Source organism: Candidatus Poribacteria bacterium (genome assembly GCA_028820845.1).
Lineage (GTDB): Bacteria > Poribacteria > WGA-4E > WGA-4E > WGA-3G > WGA-3G.
Window position 1 is genome coordinate 18271 of sequence record JAPPII010000069.1, and the last position, 21542, is coordinate 39812.

The window sequence follows — 21542 nt, forward strand, 5'->3', positions numbered from 1 at the left end:
GTATAGGTGCGTTTTCCAAGTGCACCTATAAGAAAAAGGAAGCGATTGTGATGCGCAAGCCAGTAGAGCAAATTGAGGCGGCGACTATCCTTTTTGCTGGCGACTCGGGTGATGGGTCGCAGACCATTGGCACACAAATGACTGAGACCACTGCACTCATTGGTAACGATGTCGCCACGCTACCCGATTATCCCGCTGAAATTCGAGCGCCCGCTGGATCTTTAGCTGGTATCTCCGGGTTCCAACTCCACTTCTCAAGCGAACAAATTCATACGCCAGGTGATCTCTGCGACGCACTTGTCGCAATGAACCCCGCCGCATTAAAAGTTCATCTGCACAAACTCAAACCCAATGGCATTCTTATTGTTAATACGGATAACTTTGCACGTCGCTCGCTACGTCTCGCTGGATATGAAGACAGTCCTCTCGAAGATGGGACCCTCGCAAAGTACCAAGTCTTCCCAGTCGAATTAACACGGCTCACTCGAAAAGCACTCGAAACAACGGATCTCTCTACGCGAGAAATTGATCGGTGTAAAAACTTTTTCGCGCTCGGTATGATCTTGTGGCTATATAACCGGTCCATGGAATATACAATGAAGTGGATAAAGACAAAGTTCGCCAGAAAGCCACAGTATATCGAAGCAAACATTCTTGCACTCCGTGCTGGCAATACTTACTGTGAGGCTACCGAACAATTCGCTGTCTCTTATGATGTGAAACCCGCATCCTTTGAACCTGGAACCTATCGCAACATTGAAGGAAACATGGCGACAGTGCTTGGGCTCATCGCAGCTTCGCATCAGTCCGGTCTTCCCCTCGTCTACGGCAGCTATCCGATAACACCCGCAAGCGATATCCTTCACGGTCTCGCCCAATACCGAAATTTCGGGGTCGTCACGATGCAGATGGAAGATGAGATTGCAGCTGTTGGGGTCGCAATCGGTGCCGCATTTAGTGGGTCACTCGGTGTCACGGGTAGCAGTGGTCCCGGGCTTGCTCTTAAATCGGAAGCCATTAATCTCGCTATGATTGCGGAACTTCCGCTCGTGGTCTGCAATATCCAACGGGCGGGTCCCTCAACCGGAATGCCCACAAAAACGGAACAGTCGGATCTCTTACAAATGTTTTACGGTCGGAACGGTGAGTCTCCTATTCCTATTATAGCTCCCTCGCGTCCGCACGACTGTTTTGAAGCGGTTTATGAAGCCTGCCGCATCGCCGTGAAGTATAGGACACCGGTGATTTTCCTCTCGGACCTCTATATTGGGATGGGTGCTGAACCTTGGCGGGTTCCCAAACTTTCTGAATTGCCAGAGATTAAAGCAGGTTTTGCGGGACGTGAACATGCCCATGGTAACGGGTTTGAACCCTATCAGCGCGACCCAGATACCTTGGCGCGTCCTTGGGCGAAACCCGGGACCCCCGGCTTAGAACACCGTATCGGCGGCTTAGAGAAATCCGATATAACCGGACATGTGAGTTATGACCCTGAAAATCATCAGCGGATGGTAGAAATCCGAGCAGAAAAGGTCGCTCGTGTTGCCGATGAAATACCGCCAACGGAGGTGTTTGGTGACCAGGAGGGGGACATTCTCCTTCTCGGATGGGGCGGCACTTACGGCGCAATCCGAACGGCAGCGGAAAACTACCGCGCAGAAGGACTTCCGGTCGCACACGTCCATCTCCGACATCTCAACCCTTTCCCCAACGACTTGGCAGATATTCTCAATAGATTTAAAAAGATTCTCATCCCCGAACTAAACACAGGTCAACTCCTTCAACTCATTCGTGCTACCTACCTTATCGATGCAATCGGATTCAACAAAGTACAGGGACAACCCTTCCACGTATTTGAGTTGGAGACTAAAGTCGACCAACTACTTAAAGAGTTAGGACACCTTTAGCCTCAAATGCCAAAGGCGGTAAACACATCATGAAAAGGAAAAGAACTTCACGGATTCCGGGGGGGGCACCTACCCTCTCCAAAAAAGATTTCGAGTCCGACCAAGATGTACGCTGGTGCCCCGGTTGCGGTGATTATTCCATTCTGGCACAGACCCAACGGATTATGCCTGAACTCGGTATCCCCCGCGAGAACATCGTCTTTATCTCCGGCATCGGATGTTCAAGTCGATTCCCCTACTACATGAACACCTACGGCTTCCACACCATCCACGGCAGAGCCCCAACGATCGCCTCCGGCGTAAAGATGGCGAATCCCGACCTCTCTGTCTGGGTTATCACGGGCGATGGGGATGCGCTTTCAATCGGTGGCAACCACTTTATCCATGCGATGCGCCGTAATTTCGACATCAACGTTTTGCTCTTCAACAATCGCATCTACGGACTCACCAAAGGTCAATATTCACCCACTTCAGAGCAAGGAAAACAGACGTACTCGACCCCGCTCGGTTCTCTGGAGGCCCCCTTTAATCCGATTAGCCTCGCTTTGGCTTCAGGGGCGACCTTTGTGGCGCGCTCCCTTGACCGAGATCCGGATCATTTGCGGACGCTGATTAAGTCAGCGTTTGAACATAAAGGCACCTCCTTCATTGAAATCTATCAAAACTGCAACATCTTTAACGATGGTACTTTCTTTCCATACACAGAGAAGGACACGAAGTCTGACAATACCGTATTCTTGGAGCACGGCGAACCCCTCGTTTTTGGCGCAGAACATAACAAAGGCATCCGACTCAACGGATTCCAACCTGAAGTCGTTGAGACCACAAATGGGGACTACACCACCGACGACCTCATCGTCCACAACCAATACGCTGAGGATACTACCTTGGCGAACTTCCTCGCCGGGATGAGTGATACGCTTGATATGCCGCACCCTGTTGGTATTTTCCGCAGTGTCCGACACCCGTGTTATGAAGATGCGATGACCAACCAGATCAACGGTGCAAAAGATCGGGTAGGCGAAGGCGACCTTGAGGCGTTACTCAACGCTGGTGAAACGTGGACTGTGTCGTAATGGCGGTCAGCGGTCAGGGCGCTGCGCTCTCAGCGGTCAGTAGTCGGGATTTTGAGCAGGATAGCGGTAGAACGCCGAACCAAGGCAGGCGCGGTTTGAATGCACGTCGCATTTAGTCGAGTACGCCGTAAAACTGCGCCTATAAAATTGAGGGGGCAGACACGCATGAGGATTTATATTTTAACTGACCTGGAAGGCGTTGCGATGGTATCTCGCTTCAGTCAAACCCGTGAGGAAGGTCCCCTGAAACAGGCAGCCATGAAACTATTGACGCAGGAAGTCAATGCTGCTGTCGATGGCATTCTGGATGTGGATGCGGACGCAGAAATTGTCGTCTGGGATGGACACGGGACTGGCGGAATTGATGTACTTGACTTTCATCCGCAGGCGAAACTCATTGCGCGGGGGCCAATTCGTCCGCCCTACTATCTTGACGAGGGTTACGATGCCCTCTTTTTCGTCGGGCAACACGCTATGGCAGGTACGCCGAACGCACCCTTAAGTCATACGTATTCTTCTGTGTCAATTGAATACTACAAACTCAACGGAAAGATGATTGGGGAATTCGGATGCCGTGCAGCCTTAGCAGGCACTTTTGATCTCCCAACGGTTTTCATCTCTGGCGACGATAAAGCCGTTTCGGAAGCGAAGGAACTTGTCCCTGACATTTATGGCGTTGAAACCAAACAAGGTCTCGGACAGGAACTGGCGTTACATCTATCGCCACAACGGTCGCGCGAACTGATCCGAGAAACTGCTGCGACTGCCTGCCAAAATATTACTGATATCCCACCGTTTAAAATTGATCCACCGTATGAATTTGAAGTTCGGGTGCTTGAAGGTAAATCAATTGATAGGTATCTGGAACGCGGTGCCGAGAAGGTTGACAATCGCACTGTCCGTTGGTATAGTGACGACCTATGTGCGTTGTCTATTTAGCGTTTTTCTGTAGCATAAACTGTTGGCTTGTGTTCTGTTGAGCTCTAATGCATAAGAAACCACTAATGCGACATCAATTTTCAGAAATAATAGTAGTCACTTCCCGATAAACGAAAGATCGTCAATGCGTAATGTGCCTCCGCGGACAATAGATTTTTACCAGATTCCAAACGGTCACGAGCCTTTTACAAGATGGTTCTTTTCACTTCGGGATACAAACATACGACGACGCATTCAAGCACGGCTTATCGCTATTGAAACGGGGAACCTTGGAGATCGAAAACCCGTCGGTGAGGGGGTTTGGGAACTACGACTTGACTTCGGGCCAGGCTATCGTGTCTATTATGGTGAAGTGGATAATACAGTTGTTCTGATCCTTTGTGGAGGCGATAAGTCTTCGCAGAAACGAGATATTGAACGCGCGAAAAATTATTGGAGAGAATACAAAGAGAGGTTTAGACAATGAAAATTTATGGAACATGGGACGCATTCATCATTGAACAACTCGCGGAAGAAGAAAGTATTGGAGATTTTCTCGATGCAGTCATAGAAGAATATCAGATCCACAGGGATCTCGCCATAGTTCAGTTGGCACTTCAGTATGTCGTTGAAGCACAAGGCGGCATTTCTGAACTTGCTAAGCAAATAGACATAGAACCAGCTCTCCTATCAGAGGTGTTAGAGGACACTAAAGCACCACGGATTGATACGCTCAAAACCGTACTCAGTGCTTTGGGCTGCTGTCTTCCTATTGATCCTCTGGAAACAGCAAGTACCCCTATTACAGCTGCAACCGGCGGATCAGCAGTTACCTCCATAGAGACTGTAGCCCCTAATCACAACCTCGATTAACATTACATTTCAACAAAGGACAGATAGATATACGCGTGAATAGCACTGCACAAGCCGTTGAACTTATCCACGAATAACTGAAAATGAACAAACAAGCAATCAAATCCGCCCTATCCGCACTCCCCGCCAGCGACTTTTTAGAAAAATCAAAAAACCTCTTAGCGACCCTCGGTTACCAAAGCGAACGCACCCTCGAACTCTCGGGCACCGTCCACGACTTCCTTGAGGAATTCCCAGCACTCAACCCGAACACCAAAACCGAACAAGAATTCCAAAACAACATCGAATCCGTGAAACTCGTCTTCCAATTCACAAGCGACGAAATCGACGATGACCCACAAATGACCTTGCTGGAGTCCAATGCCTTTGACAAAGGCAACATCAGCAGCTTCCTTTTCTGTGCAGTCGAACTAAAAGACAACACCTACTCCCGTACCCAATACGCCGCGTTCACACGAGAAATTAACAAACGTCTGATTGCACCGACTGTAATCTTATTTCGCGCCGGTAATCGTCTGACGGTTGCGTTTGCCGACCGCCGTCCAGACAAAACCAACGAGGACCGCGATGTCCTCGGACAAGTCACTCTCATCAAAGACATCCGCCTGAACGATCCACACCGCGCACATCTCGACATCCTCTCCGAACTCTCCTTTGAGGCATGCGTCAAGTGGATAGACGACAACAAAAAACCGAAAAACTTCGACGGACTCCTATCAGCATGGCTCGCCAAACTCGACACCGAAACACTCAACAAACAGTTCTATCGAAAACTGTTCGCGTGGTATGAATGGGCAATAGAAGCAGCAACGTTCCCCACAGACGAAAACCGCGTTTTGAAACCAGAGGAACATGTCATCCGCCTCATCACACGCCTGCTCTTTATCTGGTTCATTAAGGAAAAAGGACTGGTCGCAGAGGCACTGTTCAACAAATCACGAATCCAAGACCTATTGGCAGAAGACGATTTTGACAGTGGTGATGCCTACTACCGCGCCGTGCTACAAAACCTCTTTTTCGCCACACTCAACACCGAAATAGACGAACGTAAGTTTAGCAAGGAAAACTATTCGGGTAATCGTAATTTCTCACGGTACCGCTATAAAAAGCAGATGCGCGATCCTGACAAACTTTTGGAACTTTTTGCCAACACACCTTTCATCAACGGTGGCTTATTTGACTGCTTAGATACCTTCGATGGACCCAAAGACGGAGGGTACCGTATAGACTGTTTTTCCGATGTCGATTACAAAAAACTGAGTATCCCCAACAACCTCTTTTTTCATGAAAGCCGAGGACTTATTCCGCTACTCCAACACTACAAATTCACTGTTGAAGAAAACACACCGATAGAGCAGGAAGTCGCACTCGATCCCGAACTGCTCGGTAGAGTGTTTGAAAACCTACTCGCCGCCTACAACCCCGAAACCGGGGCAACCGTACGAAAACAGACCGGCTCCTACTACACGCCACGCCCAATTGTCGATTATATGGTAGCAGCAGCGTTAGTCGCCACGCTCTCCCCAAAATGCCACCCAACCGACGGCGACACAGAACTGTGGGACGAGCGGTTACACTATCTCCTTGACTACGCCCAAGCCTTCGACGATGCCAACGAATGGTTTGACGACCCTGAGACAGACGCGATCGTCCGAGCAATTTCTGAACTCAAGGTCCTCGATCCTGCAGTCGGTTCTGGTGCGTTTCCGATGGGAATGCTCCACAAATTGACGCTCGCACTCCGACGACTTGATCCCGACAACACCCGATGGGAGAAGTTGCAGAAGGAGCGCGCTGTTCAACGAACCGAAGCTGCGTATGACACACAAGACGACCGAACTCGGCGTGAAGAACTCCTTGAAATTGACGAGACTTTCAAACGCTACCGAGATTCCGACTTCGGACGGAAGTTATACCTAATCCAAAACAGCATCTTCGGTGTAGACATCCAGTCTGTGGCGTGTCAAATCGCCAAACTCCGTTTCTTCATCTCGCTTGCAATTGAACAAGAGCGAGAACAAGGCACAGAAAACTTCGGTATCAAACCGTTACCGAACCTTGAGACGCGTTTTATCGCTGCGAACACACTGATAGGACTGAAAGGGGAGCGAACCCTCACAAGCCAAAAAGCGCAGGATTTGGAACGTGAGTTGAGCAGCAATCGTGAACGGCATTTCCACGCCACGACTCGTCAGCAAAAACGGACATGCAAGCAAAAAGATACAGAACTCCGCACTGAATTGGCAACCGAGCTAAAGAGCATCGGCATGCCAGCAGACGACGCTGAAAAGATTGCCAGTTGGGATCCTTATGACCAGAACGCCACTGCTGACTGGTTTGATTCGGAATGGATGTTCGGAATTACAGACGGGTTTGATGTCGTGATTGGCAATCCGCCATATATTAATGTTGAGAACCTTCCTATTGAAACGAAGGATTACCTGTTCAATAACTATAAAGCCTGTCAGCGGAGAACCGATATCTACATCGCTTTCCTTGAAAAATCCATTGCTATCCTTAGTGCCAACGGAATTATGGGTTTCATTCTCCCTTATGCTTTTGCCATGCAAAAATATGGCGAGAAGATGCGCCAGATCCTAATAGAAAATCACACCATTCGGGAAATCGTAGATGCAAGTAGTTATAGGATTTTCGAGAATGCTACAGTGTACAATATTGTCTTAACAGTTAGTAATCGCAAAGTCCAAGACCATACGAAAATCCGCTTACATCACAGCAATGCAGATTTTGACGAGCGTGGAGGCGAAGAATTTTTAATTGATCAATACGCCTTTGCCAAACTCAAAGATTCTCGCTTTGAAACCAACATTCGTGTATTTGACAGTCTCAAGATAAAAGAAAAGATATGGCAGCGGGCGATTCGTTTTGATCAAATCTGTCTTGTTGCCTACGGTGCAAGACTCAACCACAAATCAAAAAAGTTGGGAAAAAACCACTATATCAGTCAATCAGCAATTTCAGGTAATAAACGATTCTGCGAGGGGAAGAGCATTGAACGTTATTCGTTTTCCCAAGAGGGTTACCTGAACTATACCCCAAATGAACACTACAATCCCATGTTTCCAGAACTGTTTGAGAATCAGAAACTAATGTTTATCAATGTTGTAAAAGATCGGTTGCGTTTCGCTTATGATGATAAAGGTTTTTACAACAGTCACACAGTTGTGAACTGCGTTCGACTGGACTTACTTTCAGGTGTATCTCACATTTCAGCACGTCGAGCATTCCGAGTTGCCGATAGCAACTTTGCTAAGAAGTATGATTACAAATTTCTTTTGGGAATTCTGAATTCTAACTTCACAAACTGGTATTTCCTCAACTTCTTAAGTGAGGGTTTACACTTTTATCCGAACGATGCTAAAGAGTTGCCTATCCCAGATGTATCACCTGGGCAACAAATTCCTATTATTGAACTCGTTGACCAAATCCTTGACGCTAAGCGTGCCGACCCAGACGCAGACACTTCCGACCTTGAAAATGAGATTGATACACTGGTGTATGAATTGTATAAGTTAACGGAAGATGAGATTGCGATTGTGGAGGGTGTCTGAATCACGGATTTTCGCAGATTGCGCGGATGACGCGGATTTTAAGAGCATCGCATCGGCACAACCTGTGGACGCGTCAACATCCTATATTAACCCAAGCTGCTGCTAACAGATTTCGCACATTTCAGAAAAGGTTTTCAGTCCCATCCACACCCCAGAGGGGTAGTATATCTATAGAAAATAACGTCCTTACGCGATCGCACTCCAGCGGAGTGCTATGTGTATAAAAAGGTGGCAACTGGCGTTATATTAGCAAATATGAGAATACAACTTGATGATACCAAAGTCAATAATCCGCGAAATCTGTGTAATCCGCATAATCCGCGATTCTGACAACAGAGATAATCCGCCATTCAGAAAAGAGACGCAATCCGCATAATCCGCGATTCTGACAACAAACCTTGAACACACAAACCCACTTCTCTCCGAACACACGATCCGATATCTACGGCTCCTATTGAAATGAGGTTGATAAACTAATTTATAAAGTGTATAATAACTCCAGAGGAAATTCTTAAAATAAAAAAGGATAGGAAAATATTATGGATGATTTGATTGATGCACTAATACAGGATTTAAAAGAGGACGCTGCAAAAAGTAAAGTCGAAATCGATAGAGCATGCGCCCAAATGATGCAAGATTTGCACGCAAAGAATCCGGAATTAATGAAAGCGAAGGTTGAAGAAATTAAGAATACAGATATTACAATCTGTTTTGATGAGAGTTCTATCGCATCCGACAGTTGGGAAAAAATCCATAATCGCGTAGAGGATGATATACTCAAGCAGATAGCTTCTGAGATAGAGAAATCTCTTAATGAGTCCGTTCAGGACGATGACCTAAAAAAGTATCTTTGGATAGAACGTGAAAAGAAAAATAACGAATTGCAGGGAATTGCACATTGTCCCAAGCAGGAAATTGATAAGGTCCGTCAGGCCTGCGACGATCTCCGAATTCAAACTATAACAGAGATACGGGACCTATTTAGACAAACTACGATTGACAGTGCTCGTAATATTGGACAAGTTAACTTGCCCGATATTCGTATCACACTAATTTTTCCAACTTCTAACACATTAAATATTTTAAGGTACCGTACAGAGGCTGAAATAACAAAGGAAGAATATATCTATAGTTTACCGTCAGTTACCTTGGATACCGACGTACTCCTCAATATGAAAACAAGGGAAGCTGTGGATATGCAGGAATTCCGAAAAACATACCTCGTAGATTTAGCAGTTTCACAACGAATTCGTGAGGATATTAAGCTATATCCAGATGTAGAGCAGTTTATTTCGGATTACTACATTAGGATGATTCCTTCTATTATGCGCTGTAGTTTTGACAGCAAGGCTGAACGATTTCTTCTAAACCCAAAGTTCAATCAACCTGGGAGTACTGAATTTTTAAAATCTGCGGAATCAATTATCAATAATTTTTTCAGACCGAAAGGGGAAACACCGCCAGGGTATTTGGACTGGGATCATCTTCACGCCCACTACTTATCAAGGAGAGATATTTTTCTGACAGATGACCAAAAAATTCTGAAAATTGAGGAGCAGTTAAAAGAAGAATTGGGTATTGTTATAATGAGCCTTGAGGATTTCTTAAATACCTTTGAAAGTAATGATGATCTAATCAGGGCTTATGGGAAAGTCAACGCTATAGATGATGTGAGTGATATTGTTTGTATCTCGGATTAAGTAGTTGAGAAACTTTGAATTTTCTGCTCATATTTGCCCGCCAGTTTCCTTGAAATGAAATTGACGAACTGGAGCACGGCTTAACCGACGAAAATATTGCGATGTTAAAATTAATATAACTGACTGGATAATAGAAATTGGAAATTAGGGGTTTAAGAATTCCGGACAATGCTTTCGTTGTTCGGGGCGGTAGAAACCAAGTAAACGACATTCGACGAGGGACCGACACACATCCTGCCGGAATTACTGGTGTGTCGGTAAGAAGTGCCGAAGGTGTCCCCGTTCCGGAATTAGCAAAAACTATTCCGCATACGCGAATTGGTATCACAACCGTTGCGGAGGTCCGAAAAGCAGGTGGTGATGTGGTACGAACTGCTGGCCAGAGTCCTTATCATGCAACATTGACTGGACTTACACCGGAACAAGCTAGTAAACTGCTTACACCGACAGTTTCAAATCCTGGGAGGGAAAGAAGATGAACAAGCCAAGAGTTTTCGCAGACTTCCACAACGCAGATGTCCAAGGCAGGTTGCGACTGACCTGCGTTGGTACGATAGAAGATCTCGAACGTCACGGAATTGTGCTGCGAGAAGGACAGGCCCTTATTATCTATAGCGAAGAACTGGAGGTTGAGGGCATCGTTCACTACTCAGAAGAAGAAAAACTATGGACAGCCGTGATTGATTGGAATGCCATTCGAGAAGTAGAACCTATAGTTCCCCAACCCGCAATTCAGACCATCAGTCACATAATGGAGCCAAAATGGGCAAACGGTGGCTACATTACCGAGATCAAAATGAATACTATGTAGGTTTGAAATAGGCGTATTACACAATTTCAGGTCGAAAAATTTAGAAATCAAGAGGTTGATTCTCACATAATTTACTCGCGGATTAAAAGATGAACCTTGGCGATAGAATACTCCCCTCAATCGGCGTCATCCGTGTAATCCGCGATTCAGACAGTTTCCGAAAATTGAAATTGACAAGCCAGCGTGAACATGGTATGATTTAACATCAGAGGAAATCGGATCGTGGGGAGCAAGTTTGAACACACAACAAACCGAACTAAACAGGATTTTGGAAATAATCGGTAGGATAGCCGAGACAACTAAAGTGTTTTCGTTCGACCGCCCGATGGTTATCTTGACCCCAAGCAATACAAAGTAATTGATATTCCCCAATCGCTCAAAGAAACGATATTGGAGCATCTACAAACACAGCACGGCATCTCAACCCCAACTGTTTACAACGATCTCCATGGGTTTATTAGAAACCAAAACATTCACCAGAAGACATATATAGAAGGTTTCAAGGTTGGAACGCAGCCGAAGGAAGATGTCTTTCAAATCGCTCCATCTCAACCGATCAACAAGAAGGAGTCGTAAAACATGCAAACACAAGCAAATCGGGCATCTTATGAAATCGATATCCAGCACTATAACAAAGCAATCAAAGAGTTACCCACTTTTGCCCAAGCCTATAACTATCGTGGAGTCGCTTATGGCAATATAGGCGAAATTGACCGCGCCATTGAAGACTTTAACAAAGCGATAAGACTCAAAGCTAACTATGCCGAAGCTTACAGTAATCGCGGTGGGGCATATCGTATTCAAGGTGACTATGACCGCGCTATTAAGGATTGTAATACAGCAATAAAACTTGACTCAAATTTGCCAGAAGCATATAACAATCGAGGAATAATTTATAAACTCACAGGTAGAATAGATCGCGCTATTGAGAATTATAACACGGTTATAGAACTTGATCCAAACTTCGCTTATGCTTACTACAATCGCGGTATTGTCTACCACGAAAGAGACAACTTTGATCGTGCCATCAAAGACTATACTAAAGCGATAGAACTAAGACCGGACCTTGTCCATCCCTATAACAACCGTGGGAATGCTTATGCCAAAAAAGACAAGTATAAACTTGCCATCAAAGACTATGATAAGGCAATACAACTTAATCCTGATTTGATAGAGGCATATTACAATCGCGGTATGTCATTTTTACACTTGCGAGAGTGGAAAAATGCGAAAAAAGACTTGAAATCTGCCGAAAACTTGCAAAAAATATCGTCGTTGAACAGTTTCGTGCAGACCACAAAAGCATTGCTGACTTTGAGCAGGAACACGGTGTTAAGCTGCCCGCAGACATTGCCGCAATGCTGATCGCTCCGTAAACGCGTGCAATAAAGAACTATGCAAATCAACGTCCAAACCAGAAATTTCACACGCTTTGAAATCCAAGGAAACGTCATCGGAGAAGATGCCCTCGTCCTCAAAACGATGCTTGACCAACATATCCAAGCACTTGAGAAACAAGAGGCAACGCCGTTGCTCGTTTTCGATATGGCGAACGCCAAAACGATGGACAGTGCAGGTTTAGGGGTTCTCATCACAACCAGCACCCAGATCCGTCAAATGGGCGGACGGACAGTCCTGCTTAACGTCAACAGAGGCATCAAACGCATGTTGATCCGAACGAACCTGACCTCACTGTTCGATTTTCCGAGGAGCCTCAGTGACGCGCTGACCAGTTCACTCTAATGTTTTTCTGCCTATTCCGTGTATCCTGTCCTATCTGTATTCCCACCGTATTTCAACGCATAAATCAAGAGGTTCGACATAAACCGATAGACATCCGTAGAACGCCGGAGACGCAACATCGTACGGCTCTCAATCTCCGCCGTCTCCATAGCGCACATGTAGTCCTTACGATTGTAGACCACCGCTAACCGATCGTTGATTGTAATCCCTTTCTGATAAGGAAACTGCGTGGGTTGTGCGTTGTTCTCATTTCTCCAGAACACATCGCCGCCCGTCGGCGGTTTTAGAAAGTCATAGTAGATGTTATAGAGTTCGTGATCGTGTGGTATGATTTCGAGTGGGTATTCAGGAAAAATCGTTTGGAGTTCATCAGCGACAATGTGTGCGAACAAGCCGTTGAAACCGCAATCGTCGAAAAAGAGCATCCCCCCTCTTTCAACGATATATTTCCGAAGCGCGGCGCGCTCTTGTGGTGTAAAACCTGTCTCTAACGGACCGTCCTTCGCAAGCCCACGTCCGACAGTAATATCTTTATCGTGTCCCGTCATTATGATAAGAGGTGCGTCCATGATTTGCGGATCCGTGATCGGCAAAGCACCACCTTCAAAATTCATATCCGCTCGGATTGAGGTGTAGTCTTCCAGCCACTTGATGAGCGCAGGGATCGCAGTGGGGTCTTGCCACCAGTCCGAGAGCGAATGTTTAAGCCGAATCAACCGGATATGCCCACGCATCTCGCTGCCAGCACCTGCAAGAATACCCCCCAATTGCCCCTTCGGCAGCTGCACAAGTTCCATGAGATCTGTATCAAACCCGTCTCCTAAACCCGCTGTGGGTAGAGACCCATCAAGAAACTCAGAAAGTCCGCTACGGGTTGTTCCTGTAGGATTTCTCTGGATCAGCGGCGGCGCACTTTTTTCAAGCGTCGGCACTTCCGCAACAGAGGCACCGGCGAGGTCTGCCGATGAACGGTTGGGTTGTTCAGTGCTGGGCAAGGTCGGCGACACCGCAACCTCCGCAGGATTGAGAACATCCGGGTCAACCTTCAGTTCTGGTATCTGCCGCACAACCGTTGTCCGCTCAGGTGGCAGCTGCGTGAGGTTTGACATCTGTTTCGGCGCAGTAACTGCTGTTTTTACCTGTGGCGAGCTAACTGTCACATTTCGGCGTGTTGGACGGAGGGGTGTGTCTGTCCGTGTTGGGGTGAGTGTGACGAATGCCGCCTCAAACGTGTCTTTGTTCAATTCCCGCTGCCCTGAGAACAGAAACGCCGCAATTGCGACAAAGAGCAAATGCAAGCCAATCGAAGCGATAGCTGCGCGACGGTTATCTCGCAAATTTTGGCTTGCAAGCTCCACGAAAAAATGTCTCTGTCTCATGGCAATCTTTAGAGATGCCGCTGGATGTGTAGGTAACTCTGGGCATCTAACTCCCGATAATCTGGAATATCGTACCGATTCCCTCGGACATCCGTCACAAAAAGCCGAGCAGGGGGTACCTGTTTAATGTTCTGATTCAACCCGCGCACCAAGAAAGTTATGCGTCCGCGCTCGGTTTCGACCTCCCATTCATGGATACCGAATTGCTCCTTCACTCGGTACACTTTCCGGATTGTCGGTGTAAAGTAGCGTTTATCCAACTCCTCTTGGAGAATCTCCAGACTCTTTGCATCGAGTGCTGATGGGTCAACGAGGATTCCGATCTCGGTATCTTCATCCGCTGCGAGAGAAATATATTGATTCGGGTTGCTAAGCGGCATAAGCCGTCGCACGACTACGCGCAGATAGCACGCCTCTTTCCGAATTTCCAACCGCGCCGTCCCTACCTCAGAACGCGTGAACGTAAGGGTATCTGGGTCAAGATAACGGGGTGTAAAGTCATCCTGTTCAGACGGCACCGAGTTCACTGTCGGTGCCGCGGCAGGTGTTATTTGTTTCTCTGTATTTTCGTTCTGCATACCTATCTCTCCACTGCTTGTGCTGCGGCGCGGACATTCGCGGCTTCGCGTTGGGTTTCTACGAGTTTGTAGTAGATACCTTTTTCCGCCATGAGTTCCTCGTGAGAGCCACACTCAACGCCTTTGCCCTTTTCAATCACGAAGAGCCGATCGGCGTTTCGGAGCGTTGAAAGCCTGTGGGCAATCGCGAAGGTCGTCCGGTTCTGCACCAACCTATCAATCGCCTGTTGAATCTTTTTCTCGGTTTCCACATCTACAGACGAGGTGGCTTCATCGAGAATCAAAATACGCGGATTGTGTAAAATTGCCCGGGCGATGGAGATACGTTGGCGTTCCCCGCCGGACAACCGTCCCCCGCGTTCCCCGACTTCTGAATCGTAGCCGTCTGGAAACTTGACGATAAATTCGTGTGCGTTTGCGGCTTTCGCTGCCGTGATAATGTCCTCCATCGTGGCATCAGGATGTGCATAAGCGATGTTCTCAGCAATCGTCCCACTAAAGAGGTAGGGTTCCTGTAGCACGACCCCAATCTGGCGACGCAAATCTTTGAGATCAATCTCTTTAATATCTTCACCGTCAACCTCTAAACGTCCGGAGTCGGGTGTATAGAACCGACAAATCAGATTAATAAGCGTCGATTTCCCTGCCCCCGAATGTCCGACAAGTCCTATCATCTCACCGGGTTTCACGTGCAGGTTAATATCTCGAAGCACGGGTTTGTGTGAGTCGTAACCGAACGTCATGTTGTGGAACTTGACTTCGCCAGTGATGTTCGGCATCGCTTTAAGCGTGCCGTCGTCAAACTGCTCGGGTTGCGAATCTATGACTTCAAAGAGCCGCTCTGCCGCTGTCATCGAACGAGAAGCCCAATTAATAAGCGGGCTGATATAGCGCAACGGTTCGTAGAACATCATCAGGTATGCATTAAAAGCCATCAACGTGCCGAGCGTCATACTCCCGGCGATAATATTGAGCCCCCCGGCGTACCAAACAATCAGAGACCCCAACTGCACTGCGAACATCAGTGGCGGGTAGTAGGTAGCCCAGATTAATTCAGCATTCGTTTCATAGTCGCGTGCGTCGATATTCGCATCGGCGAACCGATCAACTTCGCTCCGTTGTTGTCCAAACGCCCGGACAACTCGGATACCGGATACAGAGTCGTTGACGACATCGAACAACTTTGAACGGCGGCGCCATGCACGGTGCCAAAGGCTTCGGACCTTCTTCCAGAACCAACCCGCGCCAAAGACGATTATCGGAATCGGGATTAAGATGAAGCATGCCAATTGCCAGTTCATCCAGAAAAGCATCCCCCCAATTCCGAAGAAGAGAAGCAGCTCCACTGCGAGGAAGGAGAGTCCCTCTAACATGAAGTCTTGAAGCCGTTCACTATCCTCGGTAATGTGCGAGATCACCGTTCCTGTCTTCCGTTTATCAAAAAATCGGATTGACAGATTGTGTAAGTGCTGATAGACGTGTGAACGGATATTCGCTGCAACGCGGAACGTCAGCCAGGCACCGAGACGTAATCGGAAAATTGTGAAAATTTCTCGGATGATCTGTATCGCTAATAAGGCACCTACAGCGATAGTCAATGCTAACGCTGCGGGTTGAATCGCCCGAAAAACGCTTCCTAACTGTGTTGCCGACGCTTCTTGTGCAGCAGTGGTCGCGTCGTTCAGAAGTAGAATATCGTCAATCAGGATGCGAGAGAAATACGGCGGCACAAGCGAAATGAGCGTGCCGGCAATCACGAATAGCATGAACAAAGTTGCCCTACCGCGATAAGGACGTATATAGGTCAAAATCCGCAGCATCACCTTGTGTTTCTTGGTACATGCCGGGCAAGGTGAGAACTCATCTGGCAACAGCAAACCGCACGACTGACAGAATTGCTCCTCTGGCTTATAATCCCATATAGGTGCTTCGTCGCGTTTCCCTTTTCGGAACTCAATCTCGTCTCCGATAAATCGGGCGACGAACCCAAACTTCGAGGCATAACCACTTGAGTAGCGGATGAGATCGACAGTGCCTTCCTCTGTTTCCAGTACCAAGAGACCGGCATCCACAACGATTTCCGCACGAATTCCCAAGACATTCTCATAAGGGATGTAGTGAAGCACTTCACCTTCGCCTGTTACGGTAAAAATTGCTGCGTCCGTTAGCACGAACCACTCTTCACCATAACTACCGGATGCGTTTACATCACTTTGGACAGCAAATCGAATCTGTTCTGAACGAATATCTAATTTTTTCAGTGTTACTTTAATTAAATCGGGTATCGGGTCAAGCGTACCCGTTGGTGTCTCTGCAGTTGACATTCCTTCTCTCCGCCTCCGTTGTTACTTTCCAGGCGTACGTACGTCGGGATATTTCCAAAGGACCTTGCGCTCAATAGATTTCCAACGGCTTGAATCCACACGTTGGACAGCAAATATCTTGTGACCACACCTGCATCGTATATCGTGAACATGTCCATTTGAGCAGGTCTGTTCCTCAACAAAGTTAAGACTTTCTGGATGCACGCGATAACCGTGCCTACATGAATAACAAACCAAGTACATCACAAATCTCCCAATCTACTGTGTTTCCGAATACTGGACACTATCCTTTATAAAAACCCGTCTCCCACAATTTAATTCAAAAAAAATACGACACAAATTCTCCTAACTGCTAATCACCAACCACCAATCACTAATCGCTAACCACTAATAGAATGCTTCTCCAAAACCGCATCGTTCAATTCAACACCAAGTCCTGGCTTCGTTGACGGAATGATGTATCCGTCTTCCCACTGTATCGGCTCCTTGAGGATATCCGTATGGAAGCCGTCCCATGTATGGATACCTTCTTGAATCAGGAAATTCGGACTACAGACATCCAACTGAATATTCGCCGCGCCGCCGATGGGACCACCATACAGATGCGGTGCTATCTGTGCGTAGTGCGCTTCTCCCATAGACGCAATCTTCTTCGCTTCGAGGATACCCCCCGTGATTGTCAAATCCATCTGCAAGATAGATGCAGCCTGCTGCTCCAGCAGGTCCACGAACTCATATTTCGTCAATAATCGTTCTCCCGTCGCAATCGGGATGCTTGTGGATTGTGCGACGCGTGCCATCTCTTTGATATTCTCCGGAGGTAGGGGTTCCTCGAACCAGAGCGGATCATAAGGCTCGACCCGTTTCGCAAAACGGATTGCACTGTTCGTGTTGAACTGCCCGTGCGTGCCAATCAGAATATCACACCTATCGCCAACAGCATCCCGAATCCCACGGATAACACTTTCAGCGTAGTCCAGCGTTTCCAACCTATCGGCGGTATTCGGATCGACGGGATCGAACTTGACAGCAGTGAACCCTTTTTCGACGTAAGAGAGGGCGAGTTCCCCGGTTTCTTCAGGAGAGGCACCGCGTCGCCATTGCAGTAGATAGGAATAGGCGCGTAGCTTCTCATGGAACATACCCCCCAACAGGTTGTAAATCGGCTGATTCAACGCCTTTCCGACAATATCCCAACACGCCATCTCAATCGCGCTCATCGCTGGGCTCGTCAATGGACCGGAGTGCCGCACACACGGTCCCTCGTAAAGCGTAGACCAGATCCGCTCAATCCGAAACGGATCTACGCCAATCAGGTAGCGTTCTCCCCAATCTTTAATCAGCTCGATAACGACATGGTTCAATTGGGTATGATAGGTACATTCGCCTACCCCCTCAATGCCTTCATCCGTTATCAGTTTGACGAAAATCCAACGCCTTCCACCCCAATGTGGTGGTGGTACATCAACGAGATACGTTTTCACATCAACAATCTTCATTTTTTAAATTTTCCTTGCGGTTCGTTGCGAGTGCATCAGTGATTTGACACCCTTTCCATGCTGCCATCCTTCTAACCCGCCTGTAACCGAACGCTGCGAATCTTGTCTCTTTCTGACTGCCGATAGCCAATGGTTTCCAACAGCCAATCGCAAAATATTATGGATTCCACCAATAGGTTACCTTGCCAACTAAGGTGGTATCCAACAACCCTGTTGACACGCTGTCTGTCCCGTAAGTCTGATTGAAAACAAAATAGAAATCACTACCGGGTCGATAGACATAGTTAACTAAGAAATTCGTTGTAACGAGGTTCCGATCACTGTTCCATTGGACGTAAAGTTTCGTAAAGAGGTCTGTCGAAAAGGAATAGACGATACGTCCCCCAAAGACATTCGTATTGAAAGATCCTTCTGGGAGCGTGACGCGGTTGAACTCGTATCTCGGTTCGACGCTAAAGCGTCCAGCGAACCGAAGATCGAGACGTAGGTCAAAGCCGCGGCGAGTGCCGTTGTAGAAATCCCCGATATTGAACCCAAACCGTCCGTTGAAGACCTGACCCTCAGCGTTGAGCATGAGGCTATAGTTATTGTAACTATACCTACCGGGCGGGATGACAATTCCCTCCCGAATTTCAAAATCCTCGGTGAGATTCTCAAAATTCCGGTAGAAACGGAGACCGCCCCAACCGTTCGTCTCCAATTCAAGCCATGTGCTCCAGATAAAGGTTCGCGTCTCTAATTCGTTGTCTGAATTGAAGATAAGATCGAGTTCCGGTCCAGCCCACAACCGACGGAACCCGAACCAATGGAGGTAAGGCGTGGCGCGCGCTTCCCCACGAAACCAACGTGAACCTGTCCGATAGACATAGCCGACTTCGGGGTTGAAATCATCACCGATATCGGTATAGGAGGCGTTCAATCGCCCGACTTCGCTCTGCCAATTTCCACCAAAATATAACGCATTCGCGTTCCCGCTCGTCAAAGCAGTAGTATCAGGGGAGGCTTGTCCGTTGAGTGGGTCGTCCTGGGTTTCACTGGGTTCAAACGTGCGTGCCCAGAGTCCACGAAAAGTCATATTGTCGATCGGACGATAGATAAAATCGAGACCTGTCGCGCTGTTGTGCCTGTCGAAATCTTGTTTATTAATCGCGATCATACCGACACTTGAGCCAGTGAAAAGATCGCGTCTCAGGCGCAGCACCGAGTAGTTCGTCCTACCAAGGTCTACCGCGTCCGTATCTTCCGTGGCATCCGCTGCATACTTATCTGTGAGGACATCCAGTAGCCCGACGCTGAAGCCGCCGACTTTACCGGTAACTTTTCCGCCGCCCATAATCGGGATGGCGTGTCCTTCTTCAATACCGATACGGCGACTGTAGAAAAGGAGGAGCGGTGGTGGCGCATTGAAACTCGTGCGGGGGATACCAAAATCGAAGATCCCCGCGCCCTCTAAAAAGAATTGCCGTTTTTCAGGAAAAAAGAGGCTGAATCGCGTTAAGTTCGCTTCCTCCTGATCCGCTTCGACCTGTGCGAAATCTGTGTTAACGGTGAGATCTGCGATGAGATTTGAGGTGAGACCCACCTTCATATCTGCCCCTAAATCGTAGACACCAAATATCCCTTCTTCCTCTGTCCGAGCGACCCCTGGGAGGAAATAGGGCAGAAACTCAATATTCCGACGTTGTGAAATCCCAGATAAACCTGTGAGTGTCCCCAATTGCGTTGTTCGGTAGCGGGCAAGGAAACTATATGCCGCGGGTACGGGTGCCCATGTACCTTCTTCCTGAGTTTTCTGAATCCTGCGTCCAAGGTTTAGCCCCCACGTCAGTGCCTCTTCGTCTTTGAATCTAAGTTGACTGAAGGGGATGGCGATTTCTGTCGTCCAATTATCGCCGTTAATTTTTGCACGACTGTCCCAGACGGCATTCCAGTTCTCGTTTCGACTGTCCCCACTGTCCATTATCGCGACATCTTCCCGCGCCCCGAGCGGATTGACTCGAAAAAAGAACCCGCTGCGTCGGTCGTTATAAGTATCCAACATCACAAAGACATTGTCGTTGTCCCATAACATCGCGTCGCGTCGCATTTTATTCGCAACAATCTTCGCGCGTTCAGGTTCACTACAGACAAAACCGAAATAGATATGTCTGTCGTCATAAAGAATCCGGACCTCCGTCGCTTCTGTCAGCGACGCGCCCGCGTCGGGTTCATATTGAATAAATTGACGGATAGGTATCGCTTTCTGCCAATCCGACTCTGTAAGTTCTCCATCAATCTCGACACTTTCGTAAGTACGATACGCCTCTGCCCGAAGTGCTTCTGTTTCAGCGTACACGCCAGCACTGAGGCAAAAAAGGAGTAGCATCGATAGCCATCTACATAGATAATCCATGGTATACTAAAATAGGCGTTTACAGCGCAAGGTTTAACTTGCGGGTCTCGCCAAAAATAACCTCCGTGCTTATCTTAAGCTTTTTTTTATTATACCACATTTACCGAAATTCTGCATGTCTTATCTGTAAGTGCCAGGGCTATTTAGTTTTAAGAGTTAAGTTTACTTATGTAAAGCCTTCCCGTTTCTGGAAGCCCGAATTTATTCGGGGAGGCACACTTTTCCCCAACAAGAATGTAATACAAGGAATGGATTTAGTCTATTCCCAGACTAAATCCGGGCATCCGGATGTAAATTTTGGAAAACTGAATGACCCTGGTGATGCTTATGGAATATTTGACATTCTTTGTAATTTGTGATATATTATTACAGATATCCATTTGGATTTTTTCACATAAATGTTTACTGCTGAAGATATCAAAGAATAGGTTAAAAAAGCAGGACACTAATGGAGGAAATATGAGTAAGGAAAGCAAGTGCCCGATGATGAGCCACGCTCACGCACAGGGCAGCATAGCGAACCAACGCTGGTGGCCGAATCAGTTGAACCTGAAGGTGCTTCACCAGAACCCGCCTGAGTCCGATCCGATGGGCAAGGATTTCAACTACGCCGAGGCGTTCAATACACTCGACTTGGCGGAACTGAAACAGGACATTGAGCAGGTAATGACGACATCGCAGGAGTGGTGGCCCGCCGATTACGGACACTATGGTCCCCTCTTCATTCGGATGGCGTGGCACAGTGCAGGCACGTACCGCATCCACGATGG

17 protein-coding genes are annotated in these 21542 nt (G+C 47.5%); 12 read left to right on the forward strand and 5 right to left on the reverse strand.

The window, feature by feature from the left end; translation table 11 throughout:
• Positions 1–50 precede the first annotated feature (50 nt).
• From OXN25_14185 to OXN25_14235, 11 genes are all read left to right on the forward strand, one after another.
• Positions 51–1907 (forward strand): 2-oxoacid:acceptor oxidoreductase subunit alpha, encoded by a 1857-nt coding sequence (locus OXN25_14185; protein ID MDE0426002.1) that lies wholly within the window; start codon positions 51–53, stop codon positions 1905–1907.
• A 29-nt stretch (positions 1908–1936) separates the two neighbouring features.
• Positions 1937–2983, forward strand: coding sequence for a 2-oxoacid:ferredoxin oxidoreductase subunit beta (locus OXN25_14190; protein MDE0426003.1), 1047 nt, complete (start codon positions 1937–1939; stop codon positions 2981–2983).
• A gap of 165 nt (positions 2984–3148) precedes the next feature.
• Positions 3149–3922: a M55 family metallopeptidase gene (locus OXN25_14195; protein MDE0426004.1), complete on the forward strand. Its 774-nt coding sequence runs from the start codon at positions 3149–3151 to the stop codon at positions 3920–3922.
• Positions 3923–4046: 124 nt separating this feature from the next.
• Positions 4047–4388 carry a type II toxin-antitoxin system RelE/ParE family toxin gene (locus tag OXN25_14200; protein ID MDE0426005.1) on the forward strand — a complete coding sequence of 114 codons (342 nt, stop codon included), beginning with the start codon at positions 4047–4049 and terminating at the stop codon, positions 4386–4388.
• Positions 4385–4774: a hypothetical protein gene (locus tag OXN25_14205; protein ID MDE0426006.1), complete on the forward strand. Its 390-nt coding sequence runs from the start codon at positions 4385–4387 to the stop codon at positions 4772–4774. Before OXN25_14200 ends, OXN25_14205 begins: the two co-directional genes overlap by 4 nt.
• Positions 4775–4857: 83 nt before the next feature.
• Positions 4858–8346 (forward strand): Eco57I restriction-modification methylase domain-containing protein, encoded by a 3489-nt coding sequence (locus OXN25_14210; GenBank protein MDE0426007.1) that lies wholly within the window; start codon positions 4858–4860, stop codon positions 8344–8346.
• 539 nt (positions 8347–8885) lie between these two features.
• The gene (locus OXN25_14215) at positions 8886–10046 is read left to right on the forward strand and encodes a hypothetical protein (protein ID MDE0426008.1); all 1161 of its coding nucleotides are present in this window, start codon (positions 8886–8888) and stop codon (positions 10044–10046) included.
• Positions 10047–10183: 137 nt separating this feature from the next.
• Positions 10184–10525, forward strand: a complete 342-nt coding sequence (locus tag OXN25_14220) for a flavoredoxin (GenBank protein MDE0426009.1) — start codon at positions 10184–10186, stop codon at positions 10523–10525.
• The gene (locus OXN25_14225) at positions 10522–10857 is read left to right on the forward strand and encodes a hypothetical protein (GenBank protein ID MDE0426010.1); all 336 of its coding nucleotides are present in this window, start codon (positions 10522–10524) and stop codon (positions 10855–10857) included. The genes OXN25_14220 and OXN25_14225 overlap by 4 nt, the downstream gene beginning before the upstream one ends.
• Before the next feature lie 579 nt (positions 10858–11436).
• Positions 11437–12222, forward strand: a complete 786-nt coding sequence (locus tag OXN25_14230; protein MDE0426011.1) for a tetratricopeptide repeat protein — start codon at positions 11437–11439, stop codon at positions 12220–12222.
• A gap of 30 nt (positions 12223–12252) precedes the next feature.
• On the forward strand, positions 12253–12600 hold the full coding sequence (locus OXN25_14235) for an STAS domain-containing protein (GenBank protein MDE0426012.1): 348 nt from the start codon (positions 12253–12255) through the stop codon (positions 12598–12600).
• Between the two features lie 11 nt (positions 12601–12611).
• Here OXN25_14235 and OXN25_14240 read toward each other — a convergent pair whose 3' ends face one another.
• The 5 genes from OXN25_14240 to OXN25_14260 all read right to left on the reverse strand — a co-directional run bounded on the left by OXN25_14240 (position 12612) and on the right by OXN25_14260 (position 20745).
• On the reverse strand, positions 12612–13979 hold the full coding sequence (locus OXN25_14240) for a DUF4159 domain-containing protein (GenBank protein MDE0426013.1): 1368 nt from the start codon (positions 13977–13979) through the stop codon (positions 12612–12614).
• Between the two features lie 8 nt (positions 13980–13987).
• Positions 13988–14557, reverse strand: a complete 570-nt coding sequence (locus tag OXN25_14245) for a DUF1854 domain-containing protein (GenBank protein ID MDE0426014.1) — start codon at positions 14555–14557, stop codon at positions 13988–13990.
• A 2-nt stretch (positions 14558–14559) separates the two neighbouring features.
• Positions 14560–16881, reverse strand: a complete 2322-nt coding sequence (locus OXN25_14250) for an ABC transporter ATP-binding protein (protein MDE0426015.1) — start codon at positions 16879–16881, stop codon at positions 14560–14562.
• 380 nt (positions 16882–17261) lie between these two features.
• On the reverse strand, positions 17262–18380 hold the full coding sequence (locus OXN25_14255) for a mandelate racemase/muconate lactonizing enzyme family protein (GenBank protein MDE0426016.1): 1119 nt from the start codon (positions 18378–18380) through the stop codon (positions 17262–17264).
• Between the two features lie 157 nt (positions 18381–18537).
• Positions 18538–20745, reverse strand: a complete 2208-nt coding sequence (locus tag OXN25_14260) for a DUF5916 domain-containing protein (GenBank protein ID MDE0426017.1) — start codon at positions 20743–20745, stop codon at positions 18538–18540.
• A gap of 510 nt (positions 20746–21255) precedes the next feature.
• Here OXN25_14260 and OXN25_14265 point away from each other — a divergent pair.
• The coding region (locus OXN25_14265) for a catalase-peroxidase (protein ID MDE0426018.1) at positions 21256–21542 on the forward strand (287 nt) is incomplete at its 3' end.